This is a genomic window from Paenibacillus sp. Aloe-11, from assembly GCF_000245715.1.
GTDB lineage: Bacteria > Bacillota > Bacilli > Paenibacillales > Paenibacillaceae > Paenibacillus > Paenibacillus kribbensis.
In genome coordinates, this window is sequence record NZ_JH601059.1 from 243,901 (window position 1) to 262,490 (window position 18,590).

Annotated in this window: 15 protein-coding genes and 2 pseudogenes; 6 read left to right on the top strand and 11 right to left on the bottom strand. The window is 47.3% G+C overall.

Annotated elements, in window-relative coordinates:
- Positions 1-324: pseudogene (locus tag WG8_RS28800) on the top strand (CPBP family intramembrane glutamate endopeptidase); the annotation flags it as partial.
- Here the strand turns inward: WG8_RS28800 and uvrC are convergent.
- The 4 genes from uvrC to WG8_RS19280 form a co-directional block, all read right to left on the bottom strand.
- Positions 293-2,272 (bottom strand): excinuclease ABC subunit UvrC, encoded by a 1,980-nt coding sequence (uvrC, locus tag WG8_RS19265; RefSeq protein ID WP_007431908.1) that lies wholly within the window; start codon positions 2,270-2,272, stop codon positions 293-295. The pseudogene WG8_RS28800 and the gene uvrC sit on opposite strands and share 32 nt — an antisense overlap.
- A 158-nt stretch (positions 2,273-2,430) precedes the next feature.
- Positions 2,431-2,748 (bottom strand): thioredoxin, encoded by a 318-nt coding sequence (trxA, locus tag WG8_RS19270; protein WP_007431909.1) that lies wholly within the window; start codon positions 2,746-2,748, stop codon positions 2,431-2,433.
- Positions 2,749-2,872: 124 nt separating this feature from the next.
- Positions 2,873-3,820 (bottom strand): primosomal protein DnaI, encoded by a 948-nt coding sequence (dnaI, locus tag WG8_RS19275; RefSeq protein WP_007431910.1) that lies wholly within the window; start codon positions 3,818-3,820, stop codon positions 2,873-2,875.
- A gap of 264 nt (positions 3,821-4,084) precedes the next feature.
- Positions 4,085-5,602: a DnaD domain protein gene (locus WG8_RS19280; RefSeq protein ID WP_007431911.1), complete on the bottom strand. Its 1,518-nt coding sequence runs from the start codon at positions 5,600-5,602 to the stop codon at positions 4,085-4,087.
- A 346-nt stretch (positions 5,603-5,948) separates the two neighbouring features.
- Between WG8_RS19280 and hemQ the strand changes: the two genes are divergently transcribed.
- Positions 5,949-6,728, top strand: coding sequence for a hydrogen peroxide-dependent heme synthase (gene hemQ, locus WG8_RS19285; RefSeq protein WP_007431912.1), 780 nt, complete (start codon positions 5,949-5,951; stop codon positions 6,726-6,728).
- A 206-nt stretch (positions 6,729-6,934) separates the two neighbouring features.
- Here hemQ and WG8_RS19290 read toward each other — a convergent pair whose 3' ends face one another.
- The 4 genes from WG8_RS19290 to WG8_RS19305 form a co-directional block, all read right to left on the bottom strand.
- Positions 6,935-8,107: an ABC transporter permease gene (locus WG8_RS19290; protein ID WP_007431913.1), complete on the bottom strand. Its 1,173-nt coding sequence runs from the start codon at positions 8,105-8,107 to the stop codon at positions 6,935-6,937.
- A complete protein-coding gene (locus WG8_RS19295; RefSeq protein ID WP_007431914.1) occupies positions 8,104-9,441 on the bottom strand; it encodes an HlyD family secretion protein in 1,338 nt (445 codons plus the stop codon). Before WG8_RS19295 ends, WG8_RS19290 begins: the two co-directional genes overlap by 4 nt.
- A gap of 98 nt (positions 9,442-9,539) precedes the next feature.
- A complete protein-coding gene (locus WG8_RS19300) occupies positions 9,540-10,046 on the bottom strand; it encodes a MarR family winged helix-turn-helix transcriptional regulator (RefSeq protein WP_007431915.1) in 507 nt (168 codons plus the stop codon).
- Between the two features lie 138 nt (positions 10,047-10,184).
- Positions 10,185-11,375: an NAD(P)/FAD-dependent oxidoreductase gene (locus WG8_RS19305; protein ID WP_007431916.1), complete on the bottom strand. Its 1,191-nt coding sequence runs from the start codon at positions 11,373-11,375 to the stop codon at positions 10,185-10,187.
- A 237-nt stretch (positions 11,376-11,612) separates the two neighbouring features.
- Here WG8_RS19305 and WG8_RS19310 point away from each other — a divergent pair, with 237 nt between their 5' ends.
- A complete protein-coding gene (locus WG8_RS19310) occupies positions 11,613-12,617 on the top strand; it encodes an NAD(P)/FAD-dependent oxidoreductase (protein WP_007431917.1) in 1,005 nt (334 codons plus the stop codon).
- A gap of 160 nt (positions 12,618-12,777) precedes the next feature.
- Here WG8_RS19310 and WG8_RS19315 read toward each other — a convergent pair whose 3' ends face one another.
- Positions 12,778-12,921, bottom strand: coding sequence for a sporulation histidine kinase inhibitor Sda (locus WG8_RS19315; RefSeq protein ID WP_007431918.1), 144 nt, complete (start codon positions 12,919-12,921; stop codon positions 12,778-12,780).
- A 250-nt stretch (positions 12,922-13,171) separates the two neighbouring features.
- Entirely contained in the window at positions 13,172-13,828 is a 657-nt protein-coding gene (locus WG8_RS19320) for a YheC/YheD family protein (protein ID WP_007431919.1), read from the bottom strand.
- A gap of 220 nt (positions 13,829-14,048) precedes the next feature.
- On the opposite strand from WG8_RS19320, the gene WG8_RS19325 reads away from it, so the two are divergent.
- The gene (locus WG8_RS19325; RefSeq protein ID WP_007431920.1) at positions 14,049-15,584 is read left to right on the top strand and encodes a Ppx/GppA phosphatase family protein; all 1,536 of its coding nucleotides are present in this window, start codon (positions 14,049-14,051) and stop codon (positions 15,582-15,584) included.
- On the opposite strand, the gene ppk1 is transcribed toward WG8_RS19325, so the two are convergent.
- Complete coding sequence (gene ppk1, locus WG8_RS19330) at positions 15,544-17,652, bottom strand: polyphosphate kinase 1 (RefSeq protein WP_007431921.1); 2,109 nt, start codon at positions 17,650-17,652, stop codon at positions 15,544-15,546. The two genes, WG8_RS19325 and ppk1, sit on opposite strands and share 41 nt — an antisense overlap.
- A gap of 267 nt (positions 17,653-17,919) precedes the next feature.
- Between ppk1 and WG8_RS19335 the strand changes: the two genes are divergently transcribed.
- A complete protein-coding gene (locus WG8_RS19335; protein ID WP_007431922.1) occupies positions 17,920-18,165 on the top strand; it encodes a hypothetical protein in 246 nt (81 codons plus the stop codon).
- Between the two features lie 241 nt (positions 18,166-18,406).
- Positions 18,407-18,590, top strand: a pseudogene (locus WG8_RS26755) (futalosine hydrolase); the annotation flags it as partial.

Consider the following 18,590-nt stretch of genomic DNA (forward strand, 5'->3'; position numbering starts at 1 on the left):
TGTTATCCGATCTATCCGGTGATTTCCAGACCTATTGAGCTGACCTTCCTCGGATTGCTGTTCAGCTTTGTGTTTCTGCGTTACGGCTTTATCGCTGCCATGTTCAGCCACGTTATTTTTGACAGCATTCTCATGGGCTTTAGTGTGATGAGTTTGGGAGATACCGTGAACCTGAGCGCAGGTTTGTTCTGGATCTTACTTCCAGCCATTGTGGGTTACGTTTTTTACTGGTTTAGTCCAAAAAAGCCTAATCGAATCATGTTTGAGCCTATTAAAAAAGAGGAGCCGTATACTACGACTCCTCCTCCCGAAGGGCAGCTATAATCTGACGCGCAAGCTTATCACCAATAGAAAGAGGCCGGAAGTCTTCGACGCTGGCCTCTCTTATTTTTTTGAGGGACCCAAAATGCTTAAGCAGCAGCTTGCGCCGCTTCTCGCCAATGCCCGGAATGGAATCCAGACGGGACGTTATCATGGACTTGCCGCGTTGCTCCCGGTGGAAGGTAATCGCAAAACGGTGAACCTCGTCCTGAATCCGTTGCAGCAGATAAAATTCTTCGCTATTGCGAGCCAATTTCACAGCCTCATTGGATTCTCCTACCAGTAGCTGGGAAGTTCTATGTTTGGCATCCTTCACGAGACCACACACCGGAATGAATAAACCCAGTTCATTTTCCAGTACATCAGTCGCCGCCTTAATTTGCCCACGCCCACCATCGACAACAATCAAATCGGGTCGCTCCAGATTTTCCTTCAGCACACGCTCATATCGACGCCGAATAACCTCACGCATCGTTTCATAGTCATCTGGCCCCTGCACAGAACGGATTTTATATTTCCGATACTCCTTTTTCGCAGGCTTGCCGTCAATGAACACAATCATGGCTGATACAGGGTCAGAGCCTTGTATGTTGGAATTATCAAACGCCTCCACCCGATGCAAGCGATCCAGTCCAATTGCATGCCCCAGATTGCTCGCAGCCTTGGATGTCCGCTCCTCGTCCCGCTCGATCAGCTTAAACTTCTCATCCAAAGCGACGCGGGCATTTTCCGTTGCCATCTCGGTCATTTGTTTTTTCAGACCACGCTGTGGTACAAACACCTTTACATCCAGCCATTCAGCCAGAGCAAGAGCTGCCGTAGCCGGTTCCTCCAGCCCGCCGGAGAGCTGGGCTTCTGTTTCCGGATGTGCTGACTCCGCATATGAAGCTCGTTCCTCAGCCACCAGAAGTGTATCAGCAGGACGTTCTGAAGCAGGTTCTACACTCTGCCCATCCTGTTCCGTCCGCTTTACCAGCTTGGATGTATCGGGCAGCAAAATTTCCTGCGGTACTGCCGGGTTGTCACTGTAATATTGCGTCACATAGGACATAAAATCGCTGTAAGCCTCGCCGTAGAAAGGAAAAGTCGACATATGCCGCTCGATCATTTTACCCTTGCGAACATATAGGATTTGCACACACATCCAGCCCTTGTCTACCGAAAACCCGAACACATCTCGGTCCTTGGCATCAGAGGTTGTGATTTTCTGTTTTTCCATCATGGCGTCAATACTGATAATCTGATCCCGCAGCTCCTTGGCACGCTCAAAGTACAGTTCTTCTGCGGCCTCCTGCATTTTACGCTGGAGATCTTTTTTAATTTCCTCATGTCCCCCGCTCAAAAAAGAAGCAATCTCCTGGCCAATCTGGTCATACGTTTCCTGATCAACTTCTTTTACACAGGGTCCCAAACATTGATGCATGTGATAATACAGGCATACTTCCTTGGGCATCACACCGCACTTGCGTAGCGGATACATGCGATCCAGCAGCTTCTTCGTCTGATGTGCCGCGTAGGAGTTGGGATAAGGCCCAAAATATTTTGCTTTATCTTTCAGAACGCGCCGGGTCACCTCCAGCTTGGGGTGGGCCTCGTTCGTAATTTTCAAATACGGAAAGGTTTTATCATCCTTCAACAGCACGTTATAGCGCGGCTGATACTTTTTGATCAGGTTGCACTCCAGAATGAGCGCCTCCATATTACTGGCTGTTACGATATATTCAAAATCACGAATATCGGCAACCAGTCGCTGCGTCTTGCCATTATGGCTGCCTGTAAAATAGGAACGGACCCGGTTTTTCAACACTTTGGCCTTGCCGACATAAATAATGGTGCCTTCGCCATTCTTCATCAGATAACAACCTGATGCATCCGGCAGTAACGCTAATTTATGCCGTATGTTCTCCAGCGCCTTCTCCTGATCGTGCAAGTCCTCCGTAAAAGATTTCATCCGCCCGGTTCCCCCTTCCATTCTCAAATGACTGCTTAACTACGATATAATATATAGGAATAATACGCAAAAAACGCCCCCGGTATATACAACCGGAGGCATTGACCAATCACGGCCGCTCCCCAGACCCCCGCAGGAGCATGGGTCACATGCAATGATTATTGGTGTTTGGTAAGCATGTTTTTCAGCGCTTCTTTCGAGTTCAAACCTACCACTTTATCAACAGGCTGTCCGTCTTTGAAGACGATCAGAGTAGGAATGCTCATAACGCCGAAACGAGAAGCAGACTCTGGATTTTCATCCACGTTTACTTTCGCGATTTTGACGCTGTCGCCCACCTCTGTGGACAGATCCTCCAGAATAGGAGCGATCATTTTGCAAGGACCGCACCATGGCGCCCAAAAATCAACCAAAACGGTTCCTGTGCCTTCGACTTCTGCGTTGAAGGATTGATCGGACACGTTAACAATTGCCATTGTATGTTCCTCCTTTATAGAAAAGTCAAGATTATTATAACCTGTAATGTCTTTTTCGACACCTATTAATTATATCACAATAGTTTTTTAATTGTAAGATATCAAAATAGCAGACGGATGCCCCTTACCCCCGCTGGTTTTTCCCCTTCACAGTAATGATATCAACAAAAGGACGAATTCGGTCCATCAAACGTTGTCCCTTGTACATTTCCTCCCCATCCTTGCTCGTAAAGCTGAGATGCTTCTCCAGCCCTTCCAACGTGTAATTGGAGGTATAAAAGGTGGGCTTGCGGTTCATTCGGTAATTCAAAATAGAGCCCATCACATGATCCCGTACCCAGGGGCTTAAATTTTCGGCCCCAATATCGTCAAATACGAGCAGGTCACAATTTTTTAGCATTTCGGTCGTTTCCTTCAATTTCTGCCCATCCTGAATCATGGACTTTAAGTCCTCTACAAAATCAGGCATATACACAATCACACCGTTCAGCCCATACAAGGCCAGCTCGTGCAGCAAGTATCCCATTAAAAAGGTTTTTCCCGTACCAAATGTACCTTCCAGATACAGTCCTTTTTTTAACAAACCCTGGCTTTTGGTTTCTTCAATATAGCGGAATACCTGATTCACTGCGGGTACCCGTTGCAAGTCCTTGCGCGCAATTTCAACGGCATTATATCCTTCCAGCAGCGCGCGCTCATCTACATAAAAGCTTTTAATTCGCTGACGCACCCGTTGTTCATGTTGAGCAGCAACCAGCTTCGCGCACGGGGTCCGAATGTCCACGATTTCCGCTGTTCCATTCGGATATTCCACGCCCAGCTTGCAAAAGTGGCCCTGAAAATCGTTAGGACACCGTTCCAGCCCCGGGCAATTGTCACAATTTCGACGATCCCGGGCATACTGAAAGAGCATGCTCATATTGAGTCGCAATTGCGCTTCGTCCACATCAGGATGCGCAGTGCAAAATTCCTGCACCAGCGGATCATTGAGTACCTGATCGGCCACATTGCGCGTGCGCTGGCGGAACGAAGGGTTCTGCATCTGCTGTAGCAAATCGCCCAGTGATTCCAAGAACACTCCTCCTTTCTAAAATGTGCAGAGTTATGGGGGGGAGAGACGCTACGCGTGCAGATTGTTCTTCCGATTGCTGTTATCCCCGGATTTTTCCTATTGAAATAAGGATTTAAAGGTTAAAATCCGGGGATAAAGGCAAACGCTTCGCTTCTCCAGAACAATTCTGCCCGCTTCGCTACCGACCGCCATAAAGTCGACACATTATTGAATTGGCTTCGCTTAATAAGTTAAGGACTAAAAGCCTAACACCTTAAAATCTATCTACACCTTTTTTTGCTTGCCGGATTGCAGTCGTTCGGCCAGCCGCAGCAGTTCGTCCAGTTCTTCCTCGGATACGGATTCCTCGGAAGGCTGATCCTGTACAATCGGGATGGATGGCTTGGCAGAGCCATTATTTTTGGCATATGAGCGGGAGCGACCGCCGGAAGAAGAAGCAGCGGTCTGTTTTCCCTTTACCTTGGCTTGATCCCGTATATATTGAACGGCCTTTTCATAAGTATTTACCTGCTTTAGCAGCATGTTGGAAGCAACAGCCTCGACAAAATTGCGGTTGATCCGTTGATCACTCCCCGACACGAGCAGAGACATCAAATAATGGATAAGCACGTTGATGACTTCACCGGGCAGCTTATAGCTGATATCAATTTTTTCGAATATATCCAGCAGGTTACCGGGAACCGTGCCGGGGAAAAAGGTTTGCAGCAAACGGCGATAAGGCTCGTTGCGCAACATCATATTATATTGGTGGATGTCACACTTGGCTGTGAACTGTGGTGGCACCTCTACATAAAATTCCATTTCTACCGCTTGCTCTACGGGCGGCTCTTCAGATGGAGAAGCTTCCCTCTGGCGTAAAGCAACCACCTTGGCGGCCTGCACCTGCTGCTCCTCCTGACGCTTCCGATCCTGCCTGGATTGCTGGCTAGCGCGAAGCTGAAGCTCGTCGAGCAGCAAATCGCCTGCTTCGGTAAAAATACCGTCCTCATCCAGCAGACGGCTGATGTCCTGTACAGATAGATCAAATTTGCGGACAACGTAATTCACCATGCCTAACTGCTCATGCTCAAAACGCAGACGCTCCACATGCTTGCGATTGACGGATTCACGCGGAAAACGGAGAATGATGTCTGCATAGTTCAGCGCTTCCTCCGACTCTGACGTTAATGCCCCAGTCTGACGGCCTGTGGACACTTCGGACAGCGCCTGCTCCAGCTCATAATCTATAACATGGGTGTTCAGCTCAAACAGCTCATAAAACGGAACCGAAATATTCTCTTTATTATAGGAAGATTGCGACCATTCGCTAGATTCCCTGCTCCACAACGATTCTCTCAGAGAAAGCACCGCAAACTTGCCGATTTTGTCTCTGAGCAAAAGGGTGAGATGCTGCGTTCTGAAAAATTCGGCAGGTGAGAGCGGCGGCTGCAGCTCATATTCATACATGTAATCGTCCGTTTCGGGCGCATACAGCCTGGACGTCTGCAACAGACCAACAGCCTCCAGCTTGGAGGTCTGTTCAATCAAATACTTGCGTCCCTTCTCACTCGGCTCCAGTCCCAGTGTCAGAAAAAGTCGACGCTGCTGTTCCAGCGGCGAATACCCAATCTGTCCGACTGGCACATGCTGGAACAACAGTCGATATAGACTGACCGCAAATGCACCTACCATCGGCTGATAGACGCTTCCCAGCATCAATTCATCCAATGCGCTCAAGCCAAATTCCCGATAAACGCAGTAGCGGTGGTTCTCAGTATAGTGCAGCAGGTTTTTCATCCGCATCCCAACATTCTTCCTTTCCTGACATAACGGTCTCCAAGATGTTTTTCTATTCTATCATACTTGCCCTCTGCTGGGACGAACAAAATAAGGGCAATTGTTCTCCAATTTGGCAGCCGTATTCGTCTGTGTTCTCCTTTTTTCGCGAATACTAACTATTTTATGACTTTGTGACCTGCATCACGGCAAAAATAAAATTCTTCACACTTCTTTCATTGGTGAAAAGTTTTACTTTGAGCTACAATATAATGGTTAAGCATCACGGATTGAATGCAAAGTAGATAGATTGAAGTACACATCATTTCGGCTGTGCCGATTATCATTTACAGATTGCAAAGGAGTGTAGATCGTGAATCAACATCAACCTCAACAACCCCCGGCAACACCCAACGAAGTAGCCTCCACACTGGAGGGCTGGTATGCGCTTCACGATTTCCGGTCCATCAACTGGACGGCATGGAAAACGGCAGACGATGAGGAGCGCGCCGGAGCATTGGACGAGCTTCAAGAATTTATGAAGGAATGGAGCGCTACCGAGGAAGCGGGTCTGGGTAGCTCTGCTGTCTATACGATCGTTGGACAAAAGGCTGATTTCGTTATGCTGCACCTGCGAGAAACGCTGGAAGATCTCAATAAGCTGGAAAATGATTTCAACAAGACAACCTTCGCCAAATATACAACTAAAACCTACTCTTATGTGAGCGTGGTGGAGCTGAGCAACTATTTGAGCAAGGATGAAGATCCAATGCAAAATCCGCAAATCGTCGCTCGCTTGAAGCCTGTTTTGAACAAGGCCCGTTATATTTGTTTCTATCCGATGAACAAAAAACGTGATCTGGACGACAACTGGTACATGCTTTCGATGGATGAGCGCCGTACCCTGATGCGCAGCCACGGTTTGATCGGACGCAGCTACGCCGGCAAAGTGAAGCAAATCATTTCCGGCTCCGTTGGCTTTGACGATTGGGAATGGGGCGTAACGCTGTTCTCCGATGATGCCCTGCAATTCAAGAAGCTCATCTACGAAATGCGTTTTGACGAAGTGAGTGCCCGTTACGGTGAATTCGGCTCCTTCTATGTCGGCAGCGTGTTGAATGAAGAAACATTCGAAGACATGCTGAAGCTGTAAAATGGGAAATCTGTAACAGCTATACAAGAACAAGAAAATGAGGATTTCGTACTTCCCGCTCAGGGGACTACGGAATCCTTATTTGATATCGATCTTCGCTTTGCTCTTTCATTATACAACGCATTGGGAGTATGAGCTTATGACCTGAAAAATATAAAAAAAGAAAGGGCACCTCGATCTGCGCCCAAATCCTGAATTAGCTTATTTTATGGTGTGGCTGGCTGAGCTGCTTGTGTATCTTGCGTATTAACAGATTTGGCCCATTTTCTTTTCTCCCGTGCCATCAAAATAAAGATCACCAGCAATAAGCCGGTTAACAGGAGTAAGAACCCGCCAAGCTCTGGAATAAAATATTGCAAGCCTCCCCCTTTGAACCCCATTCCCCTCAAAAATTTGAATTGCCAGGTGAGCGGAAGGATGTTGCCAATCGTTTGCAGTGGTCCCGGAAGCATGACTGTAGGCAATTGAGCCCCGCTAAGCAAAAAAGATGGGAGCATGATCAGCATGATACGGGAAGAGGCTTTGTCCGGGGTTGCCGCCGTCCATCCCAGGGCCATCCCCAAAAGACTAAGGGTAGTGGTGAACAATAAAAATGGAATACTGATTTCCCACACATTGGCCTCAAAACGAAGCCCGCCAACCTGCTTGAGTACACCAAGACTCAAATAGAAGGCTGCGCATCCCACCAAAGCATAAGGCAGCACTCGCATCAGCAGATTGCTCCAATGCTCCAATTCCCCCTCCAATTTCCCGTTCACCCGCAAGCGGGGAACGATTGTCAGAGCAGCAGAACCAATTAATGAAATCATGATCGTATTGACAAAGCCTATAACCGAAGTCATAAGTGTAGAGTTTGTCGGATTATATAAGAGGCGTTGCTGGAGCAGCATATTGGTGGTCATCCCCGTCAGCTGGCTGTCGCTTAACCCCATAGCCTTGAGACTCCCGCCAGCCAGCGTCGCATTTTCCGTCGAAATCACTTCAGCCACGGCTGTGCGCAGATTCCCTGTTGCCGCCCCCATCGTGTTGTCTACATAAAAGCCAATATTGCTCTGAATTCCTTTGAGCCGATTTTCCTCCAGGCCGGCCGGAAGATAGATCACCGCAAAAAACTTTTCATTATATAAAAATAAATTCGGATCGGCCTCATTTTCCTGTACATAACGAACATTGATATATTGGGATGCGTCCAATTTATTAATAAGCTGCCGGCTGTAATTGCTATGGTCCAGATCCACTACGGCTATCGAAGCCTCGTTGATCTGATTATTTTTAAAGACATAACCGAACATAGCAGCGACAACAATAGGAACGAACAGAATAATGTAAACCATCTTGCCGTTGAACAAATGCTTCCATTCATCAGCGAATGCTCTCATCGTGTTTTAACCTCCACTGTCATGCCAGGCAACAATTCAGGGGTCCGCTGTACATTGACACGCACCTGGAAAGAACTGATATCCGCCAGACCTTTATCGCGGCTCATTCTCATATTCGTGTACTGTGGAGCAGAGGTGATGTATCTTACCGTGCCTTGAATATCTTTGTCTAAAGCAACGACGTGGGAAGCAACATTGCCTCCTGCTTTAAACTTGGTCAAGGAAGCCTCATCCACATAAATATCATAGTATAGCTGGTTTGTTTCAATAACTGCACCTGTTGCCCCCGTGGAGACGATCTCACCCAGTTTCGGTACGACACGCGTGACCTTGCCGTCTGTCGTTGCCTTCAGCACCATGCGTCCTCGTTGCAGTTCCAGTGTTTTGAGCTGAACCGCCAAGGCCTGCTTTTGTTGAACGAGCAGGTCGACATTGTATTCACTGTTTTTGACATCTTTCCGTGTCTGGGCCGTTTGGGTTAATGCTTCCTTGGCCTTTTCTGTTTTGATGCGGGCTTGCTGGCGCTCCTCGGCGGTTGCCCCTGCTTGCATTTTCTCCAGCGCAGTCTGCTGCTGTGCAACCCCATTTTTAGCGATTTCGGCCTGTTTGCCGGCTGTTTTAATCTGATTATTCGCAATCTCTATCTGATCCCGGGCCGTATCTAGGGCAACCTGGGCCGTGTCCATTTGATTTTTGGCATTATCCAGCTCCGCTTTGGTACTGGCCCCGGCATCGTACAGCGCTTGAACCCGCTTGTAATTGATCTTGGCCAAATCCAGAGCCTGTTGTCTGGAGGCCACTGTTTTTTGCGCTATCTCCGCGTTGCTTTTAGCCGTCTCCACCCCTGTCTGGGCAGCATCCGCCGATTGCTGCGCCGCTTCAACAGCCAGCTTTTGCCTTTGAATATCCTCCGCACGTGTGCCCTGGTTCAATAAGGATTCTCCTGCTTGCGCAGCCTGAATATCCAGTTCCCCCTGCTTTTCCGAAGCCGTAATTTTGTCCGACTGATTTTGCAGCCCCTCCTTGGCTTGCTTGATTTTCACATCGGACTGGGTGATATCGGTTTTTAATTTTTCAATTTGCAGATCAAGATCAACAGGATCAAGCGTCATGAGGACATCGCCTTTTTTCACCTGCTGCTCCTCCTTGACTTCAATAGACTTAACCCTTCCACCTACTCCTTGAAAGGAAACATTTACGGTATCTGCTGTAAGCAGCGTGTTTTTTTGTTGGGCCGCCATACTAACGGCATCTTTGCCGCTCATCGCCATCATCGTACCTCCAGTACCGAGTGCAAGTACAAGTAAAGCGTATGGAATAAGCTTTTTATTCATGGAAATGAATCTCCTTCATGATGGATTTAGCACATTATGTCAAAAACAAATTAGCCATCTTATAGTACGACGTCTAACTATTTGTATCAGGAAAAACATTATTCCCTTTTTACGCGTTCCACCCCCATAGAAAGCTTCTGTAACAGTTCGGCCAAGCGGGCATGATCCTCATCTGTAAATTCAGATAGTAAATTTGAAAAAATTTGGATAAGCAAAGGGACTCTGTCCGTCATGAGCTGCTTTCCCGCTTCGGTAAGATGAATGGCGGTCATGCGACGGTCTTTGAGCGTACTCCTCTGAATGATACCGTCACGTTCCAGCTTGTCGATTACACTGGTAACCGTCGAACGTGTAACCCCGGAATGATCAGCCAGCTCCGACGGAGTAAACGAGCGGTCATGCAAAAGCAAAGGCATGAGAATTTTCAGATTTCCGACCGAAAGGCCGTATTCGGACAATCTGGAGGACACTCCATTGTAAACCTCATGAGCTGTCTGTACAAAAATAATTAACGTGCTCAAGGATTGCGGGTTCAATTGCGGGAATTTTTCTGTTAATAACTTTATTCTATTGGGATCGTGTTTAATATTAAACTCCGAATTCAATGTCAAGGTCCCCTTCTGTAATTAGTAAACATACTATACGATGCCGTATAGTTATGTGTCAATAATTATTTTCTGCAACCATACCAAAAAATCCTGTGCATCCGTCAAGCCTCCAAGATCGCACAGGATTTTTTATTTTTAGAAAAACCGTCCCTTTTTCAGTACTAGCGGAATCCCGCCAATGATGAACAGATAGCGGAGATCTACGATTTTTTTCAACTGTGCTGCGACCCAGCCTTTTATTTTGCGTTTGCCCACCACCGCAACAGCCTCACCTTTTCCAAGCGAGGCAACGGTCCCTTTATTGGAAAATACGAACTTGTTAAGCTCTTTATTACGGAGGGTAGCGGCCAGATTCTTGGCACAGATCACCCCTTGCTGCATTGCAATTTGCGCAGTAGGTGGGTAGGGGCGACCTTCAGGATTAAACATCAGGGAGCTGTCCCCGATAATGAAAATGTCATCGTGTTCCGGCGCACGTAGAAAATCATCAATTTTCACCCTGCCACGCATCACTTCGAATCCGGCCTTCTCAATCAATCCGTTTCCACGGATGCCTCCCGTCCAGACCACCGTGCAAGCTTCGATTTTCTCACCCTCACCCACGATTACGCCATCTTCCAGGCATTCCTTAATCGGAATACCGATGCGGAAGTTAACCCCCTTGCGCTTAAGAACATCCATTGCATATTCCACCAGCTCAGGGTCAAACCCCGGCAATGCCGTAGGGGCCGCCTCGACGTTAATGATTTGAATCCGGTTAAAATCGATGTCATAAGCTTTGGCCAGCTGTGGCAGACGATCTGCCAGTTCCGCAACGAACTCAATGCCGCTGAAGCCAGCGCCACCTACAACAAAGTTTAGTCTGCCTGGTTTACCGTCATTTTTGTAGAGAGCCAACTGGTATTCAATATGCTCACGAATCAGGCGAACAGAGTTAATACTGCGGATCGTCAGCGCGAACTTATCCATCCCTGGAATCCCAAATGTTTCCGGCTCTCCACCCAGCCCGATCACCAGGTAATCATAGGACAACGAGCCATCCTCCAGTACGATTTTTTTCTCCTTTGGAATGATTTCCTTCACCGTCCCTTTAACTAGATCGACCTTGAACTCATCAATCAGTTGCGCAATCGGAATCCGTGAATGTTCAATCGTATCCGTGCCTGCTGCTGGCATATGAAGATGTGTCGTAATATAGTGGTAATCATGTCGATTAATCAGTGTGACGTTCGCCTCATTGTGCTTGAGCTCTTTTTGCAATTGCTGAGCCGTCAATATGCCACCGTATCCTGCTCCAACAATCACAATTTTAGGAATATTGCCCATATGCCTATACCCCTTCCGGTACATAATCATTACATATTCACAGCTTTTCTCTTGAAATGGTATTTTCTACACCCATGAAGTGTTCACTAAATTTTAATTGCTTTGCCTTTGCAAGTGGAATCCGGCAGTTTATAATAAGAGGCAATGAATCATGCATTCGATGGCTATTTAAACCTCTATATGGCTGATTCAATATCCATAATTCATACCATAATCCCTTTCGGAGGTGTTTTTAGAGTGACAGCTCAATCCACAGGCGCGGAACTCCGCGACCTGATCATTATTGGCGGCGGTCCAGCCGGTATATTCGCCGCTTTCTACGGGGGAATGCGTCAGACATCCGTCACCTTAATTGAAAGTATGCCCCAACTGGGCGGTCAGCTTGCAGCCCTTTATCCTGAAAAATATATTTATGACGTTGCCGGCTTTCCTAAAGTGACCGCACAGGAACTGGTCAACAATTTGGTTCAGCAGATGAATCACTTTAATCCAGAAGTACGACTGGAGGAAAAAGTCGTATCGTTGGAGAAAAAGGATGAGCGCCACTTTATCATTAAAACAGACAAAGGCGGCGAGTATCATGGTAAAGCGGTTATCATTACCGCTGGTGTGGGTGCCTTTGAACCACGCAGACTGGAGCTGCCTGGTGCAGATCATTTTGAAAAAACGAACCTGCATTACTTTGTCAGCGATCTGAACAAATTTGCAGGCCGAAAAGTGCTCATCAGCGGTGGCGGCGACTCTGCAGTCGACTGGGCACTTATGCTGGAACCAATTGCAGAACAAGTTACATTGATTCACCGCCGTGATAAATTCCGTGCGCATGAACACAGTGTAGAAAACCTCCTCGCTTCCAAGGTAAATGTCATTACACCAACAGAAATTACAGAACTGCATGGGGAAGATACCATTACCAAGGTCACGCTCGCACACGTAAAAACCAAAGAGACACAGGAAATCGAAGTAGACGATGTCATCGTTAACTTTGGATTTGTGTCCACACTTGGCCCGATTGCTGAATGGGGTATTGAGATCGAAAATAACTCCATCGTGGTCGATTCCCGCCAGGAAACCAATATTCCCGGCATTTTCGCCGCAGGGGATATCACGACTTACCCAGGGAAGCTCAAGCTGATTGCTGTTGGCTTTGGTGAAGCACCTACGGCAGTCAACAACGCCAAGGTCTATGTAGATCCGGACGCCAAGCTGTCACCGGGTCACAGCAGTAATATGAAATTGTAGTTTATTTTAGACTATGACAAAAAAGGGTATTTTACTCCAAATTTGAATCGTTGGAGTGAAATACCCTTTTTCACGGTGTGCCTATTCGTTGCAGTGATTGTCTGTAAAGTCATCCGAACCCTGAACGGCTTTACAGTCGCAGTACGAGAGCTTGTCCGGTCTAATGAAGGACTACGGCTGTATTCATCTCTAGATTTCTTTTGTGAATTTCAGCCAGCAACAGTGCAATGAAGTCACATTCAAGTTTAAGCTCGATTGCCATCTGATAGGAATCCAAAAGCATTTCATCCGTCAGCATAGCCATCCTCGACACAACCTTTCCTTTTATTTCAAAATCTATTCTATCAAAATACTAAAAACGGAACAAGCGTTCTGTTATCCACAGTCAATTGTGGAAATCCTGTGTATAAATTGTTGGTAAGTGTCGTTAACCCATGTATGTGACAGGGGATAATGTGGACAATACTTATACACAGAATTTTGACGCCTAAATACAAAAAAATATTTTCATAGTTTGTACAAATTTATTATATTTGACGTCTTGTTAAAACATCTTATTGGGGTCTTGTGTTTACCTCCAAAATCCATATCCGTCCATTGGGATCAAGTCCATAATCAAACCCCAATTGCCCGATCCCTGGAAATCTTCTCTCAAGTACCGGAATACAGTGCCGGGTGAGATCCACGATTTCCCGCCGCTTCTTGATAGCCAGCCGCTGGGGATATATCATCCGAAGCGCCTCTCTTCCCTTTAATAGGGTTCCACCTTTGCACAGGTTCGTAATAACCAAACCAGGGCGGGCATGACGTGCGACCACTGCACGGAAAATCCACTTTTCTCCATCCTTGGCCACCTTGACTCGATAGTCGACAGGTCGACCTTGAATGCTTGCCAATTGGATGCCTTGCTGAATGAGATACGGACGCTGGATTCGAAGTCTGCTGACTCCGTCCACAAGTGCTTTAAAATGATTAAAACGATATGTGTTCTCCATACGCGTGCATGTATATCCCCTACGCTCCTTTGCAACGCGCATAACCCCGTTTCCTCCGCCTCCCTTCACGGGCTTTATGAATACAAAAGCATGTCGCCGCAGCATCATGCGCAGTTGTTCCTCACTATATAGACACGTTTCCGGTATATAAACGGCGGTATATGGATGGCGGAGCAGCGCCTTCGTTTTTAACCACTTGCTTGCAAGCTGTCTCATCAATCCTCTCTCCTTTCGCCGTCAGCTATACTTATACATACTCAACAGGGATGCGCTATTCTTGGATGATTGTCTCCAGGCGCATATCATTTCGACAAGATCACTGCAGACGGTAGCATGCACCGGAGATCACTGGTACAATGACAATAATCTGACTACTATTTGCCCGGAGCAGCGGATTTTACCTGCAAATTGTTTTTTTCGACAAGGAGGTCAACGCATGAACAGCAAAATTGGCATCATGGACATTGGCTCCAACTCCATACGTTTGGTGATCTATGAAATGACAGAGACAGGAGCCTACCGGATTGTCCAGGAATGCAAAGAGGCTGCCCGACTAAGTGAAAAGGTTGGGGCAGGCGGCCGCATGGAACGGGAAGCGATTCGAAGCATCGCTCCACTACTGCGCCAATTCATGACGGTATGCCGTATGCACGAGGTTGTTCGTATGCGTGCAGCCGCGACCGCCGCGATCCGCAATGCGGTCAATTCGGACGAAATTGTTCAATGGATTGCGGAGGAAACAGGCTTAACGCTGGAAATATTGAGCGGGGAGCAGGAGGGCTATGCCGGTTTTCTGGGCGTGGTCAATACAATGAATATAAACGACGGCATTATTATTGACATCGGGGGCGGAAGTACCGAAATTACACTGTTCCGTGAGCGGAAGCGGCTGCATACTGTTTCGTTTCCCTTTGGTGCGGTCAATATGAATTGGCGTTTTGGACGGGAAGTCAAGAATGGGGAATGGTCTCCTCAGCAGATCGAGGAAATGGAGAGCTTTGTTCGTTCTTCACTGCAAAACCATGATTGGATATTTTCCAATCCGGGCCTGCCATTCATCGGTCTGGGCGGCACCCTGCGCACCTTGGCTAAAATCAATCAAAAACAGCAGGATTACTCGCTGCCTGTCACGCACCATTACGAAATGACGGCAGCAGACGTCAATTATTTTTATGAAACTCTGCCCCATCTCCCTTATGAAAAACGAAAAAAAACAGCCGGCCTGTCCAAAGACAGAGCCGACATCATTGTACCTGGACTCATTATTTTAAAAACGATATTCGAGGCTGCTCAAGGCATCGCGTATTTGATCAGTGGAGCGGGCCTGCGGGACGGTCTGTTTCATGAGCTGGTGAATACCGACCAACCTGTGGTAGCTAATCCGCTCATCACCTCCATACGCAATATCCTGTCGTTCGGTGTCCCGGTTAGCGAAGCACATATCCGACGTGTTCATGAGTACGCCGTGCTGCTTTATGACGCATTGACCGACACAGCATCAGCAGCCATAGACAAGCGCTTGCTGCTGACCGCGGCTACCCTTTACAAGACGGGAGCTGCCTTGAATTATTACCATTACCGCCAGCATTCCGTGTTCTGGATCCTACATGCAGGCATAGGCGGTTTAACTCATCGGGAAACGGTACTGGCCGCACTGATCGCTGATTACCATCCCAAAAATCGGACGCCTCGACTGTTGCGTACACATACCGACATTCTGGAGCCCTCGGACGAAGATCGCGTGCATCGGCTCGGTTCCCTGCTTCAGCTCGCCATCGGCATGGATCGGAGCGAATCCGGCATCATTACCAGCATCCATCCCACGACAGGAGAGGATGCACTGCATATTCGCCTGGAAAGCAAGAGTGAGCCGATTCTGGAACAACGGGAGCTGGTAGCTGTCGCTAAAGATTTTCAAAAGGCCTGGAATCTTACGTTGTCGTGGTCCATTCTTCCTTCTTCCAGTTTTTAACCTTCATCGCTTCGAATTGGCTCCTGATGGGAGCCTCTTCGTCGTTTCTTGCTACAAATTGATAGCTGCCATTAGGCAAAAGCTGCCGCGCCTTCACATTATCGTTCAAGGATAAACGTAAAATATCCGCCAGCATTTCTTTGATTCGTTCATCATAAATCGGGCACATCAACTCAATTCGGCGAGTCAAATTGCGAGTCATCCAATCCGCACTGGACAGGAAAAGCTCCGAATGACCTGCATTTTCAAAGTAGAACAGCCTGGAATGCTCCAGGAAACGGTCGACAATACTGATAACCCGAATGTTCTCGCTAAAACCCTCCACCCCGGGGCGCAAACAGCAGACCCCTCGAATGATTAAATCAATCTTTACACCTGCTTGAGAAGCCGCATATAGTTCATCGATCATTTCCTGATTGGATAAAGAATTGATTTTGGCAATGATACGGGCCGGCTTGCCTGCAAGTGCTTGCTCCGCTTCCCTGCGGATCAACTCGAACAGCTTATTTTTCATTCCCGTTGGAGCTACCGTGAAAGCTTGCAGGGTCTTGAGCGCTGAGAAGCCCGTAATTTCATTGAACAGATCAGAGGCATCCTCGCCCAACACCGGGTCTGACGTGAATAACCCGATATCCGTATATACACGAGCCGTACTTTCATTGTAGTTGCCAGTTCCCACATGTACGTATCGTTTGAGCGCGTTATGCTCGTGACGTACCACGAGGATGATTTTGGCGTGCGTCTTCAAACCGACCAGTCCGTACACCACATGACAGCCTGCTTTCTCAAGCGTACGCGCCCAGGCAATATTACGCTCCTCATCAAAACGGGCTTTCAGCTCCACCACCACCGTGACCTGCTTGCCTGATTCGGCCGCACGTGCCAGTGCCGGAATCAGCCTGGATTCCCCGTTAACCCGGTACAGAGTCATTTTGATAGCCATCACATCGGGGTCCTCTGACGCTTCAATAATAAAATCCGTCACCGCATCGAATGATTCATACGGATGATATACCAGCACGTCCCGTTTGCGAAGTACGCTGAAAATATCCTCTTGCGGAGGCAGCTCTTCCGGATACAACGGTTTGATTGGCGGAAATTTCAGATGCGAATGCCCCTCCAAGTGATCGGCAAAAGACGATAAAAACGTCAAATCGAGTGGCCCGTCCATCTCGAACACATGATCGAACAGCTTAAATTCACGTTGAAGCTCCGTTAGAGCAAAGGGATGAATCCCTTTTTCCACTTCCAGTCTTACCGGCGCACCGCGTCTTCTTCGACGCAGCTCTTTTTCAATCTCTTCGAGCAAATCTTCGATCTCTTCTTCATTAATGGACAAATCGGAATTACGCGTAACACGAAAGGCATGAACCGCCTCCGGAACATATCCCGTGAAAAGCGTTTGTATATGATGCTTAATAAGCTCTTCAATTAAAATAAATGATTTCTTCTTACTGTTCGAACGCAGCGGCACTGTAACAACACGCGGAATATTGGAAGGCACCTGCACAATTGCAAAAAGCGGCTTATCCTCCTCGGTGTCCCCCGGACGTTTCAAGACGACTGCTAGATATACGTATTTATTGTGAACCAATGGAAAAGGACGGCTTTGATCAACCGCCATCGGCGTTAGCACCGGAAATATAATGTCATGGAAATAAGCATCCAGCGACTTGCGCTGTGTCGTATTTAAATCTCCATATTCAAGCAAAAAGAGTCCTTTTTTCGTCAAGAGGCGAGAAATATCGCGATAGGTCCGATATTGTTCGGATACCATCGAGACGGTGCGCTTCATCAGGCGTTTGTACAAACCGGAGGGAGTATACCCGGTAAAATCCTTTTGCATAAAACCAGCCTTGATCTTCTCTCTCGTCTCTGCTACCCGGACGGCCATAAACTCATCCAAATTACTGGACACAATCGCCAAAAATTTGGCTCTTTCCAGCAACGGTGTATCTGCATCCTGAGCTTCCTGAAGCACACGGCGGTTAAATTCAATCCAGCTTAAATCCCGGTTAAAATAACGTTCTGACCCGGCTTTATCCTTTTTCTGACTCTCTATCAACATATGGCCTCCATCAATTCATGCAGTATAGTTATCCTTTTATTGTACTATTAGATGAAATGCACTAGCATCACGGCTGTGTAAACGCAATGTAAAATGTGTGTAAACGCAGCTGGATGTTGAAAAGGTCAATCGGATGCTTTACAAAAATAGCATTAATAGGGTACAGTGTTTACGTCTGTTTCATAGAGTAGAATGATAAAATGCACCTTTTTCAACCACACTCAATTGCTGATTTTTAAATGGCATCCTATAGGGAGGATTTTCGTTATGGAACCCAAGAAAACGCCACGCGTACTGCAAAAAAACATCGAATTTTTTACCGCAGCGCTGTCTCAACACCTCGTTTCAGTCTGGCAAGAGGACCCTACGGGCGTATACTGTGAGATCGGCTGTGGATATATCGAGTTGTTCAGCAGCGAAATGATTCGAGTGCGCAATCAGGATGGGACCCCAAGCCATTATGACCGCAACATTACCATGTTTCAGTTGATCACGAAGGATCAACCGATATAATTATTATATGCTATGCCTACGCTGTTCTTCCAGATTAGAATTGTTTTTATCTTAAAGATAATGCATGTTCGCAGGACAATCCTTTAACCAGCTGTGCTGCTGGCTTTCATATCTGCTAAAGCTGGAAATTTTACTTAAAAAGCGCCATAGAGCGCTTTTTTTGTCGACTTTTTTTGAACATCGTTTCAAAAAGCAGTATGATAAGGGAGCATATTACCTACATTTAAAGGGGAATCAACCGATGGAGCATATAACATCAGATGGACTCATCCTGGTCATGACCGCGGTTGAAGGCGAACGGGAGGCCGTGCTGCGCGGTCTGAAAGGCGATACTCGCTTTGCGGTTGAGCTGGCAGGTGTGGGCGCTCCATCCGCAGCGGCTTCAACCGCGCTGGCGCTGGCTGCTGGCGGCTTCCGCCTGGTCA

Bases quoted from the DNA above. Each gene is read 5' to 3' on its own strand.
- uvrC (WP_007431908.1), bottom strand. From the start codon at position 2,272: ATGAAATCTTTTACGGAGGACTTGCACGATCAGGAGAAGGCGCTGGAG.
- trxA (WP_007431909.1), bottom strand. From the start codon at position 2,748: ATGGCAATTGTTAACGTGTCCGATCAATCCTTCAACGCAGAAGTCGAA.
- WG8_RS19280 (WP_007431911.1), bottom strand. From the start codon at position 5,602: ATGCGGATGAAAAACCTGCTGCACTATACTGAGAACCACCGCTACTGC.
- WG8_RS19290 (WP_007431913.1), bottom strand. From the start codon at position 8,107: ATGAGAGCATTCGCTGATGAATGGAAGCATTTGTTCAACGGCAAGATG.
- WG8_RS19295 (WP_007431914.1), bottom strand. From the start codon at position 9,441: ATGAATAAAAAGCTTATTCCATACGCTTTACTTGTACTTGCACTCGGT.
- WG8_RS19305 (WP_007431916.1), bottom strand. From the start codon at position 11,375: ATGGGCAATATTCCTAAAATTGTGATTGTTGGAGCAGGATACGGTGGC.
- WG8_RS19315 (WP_007431918.1), bottom strand. From the start codon at position 12,921: ATGGCTATGCTGACGGATGAAATGCTTTTGGATTCCTATCAGATGGCA.
- WG8_RS19320 (WP_007431919.1), bottom strand. From the start codon at position 13,828: ATGAGACAGCTTGCAAGCAAGTGGTTAAAAACGAAGGCGCTGCTCCGC.
- WG8_RS19325 (WP_007431920.1), top strand. From the start codon at position 14,049: ATGAACAGCAAAATTGGCATCATGGACATTGGCTCCAACTCCATACGT.
- ppk1 (WP_007431921.1), bottom strand. From the start codon at position 17,652: ATGTTGATAGAGAGTCAGAAAAAGGATAAAGCCGGGTCAGAACGTTAT.
- WG8_RS19335 (WP_007431922.1), top strand. From the start codon at position 17,920: ATGGAACCCAAGAAAACGCCACGCGTACTGCAAAAAAACATCGAATTT.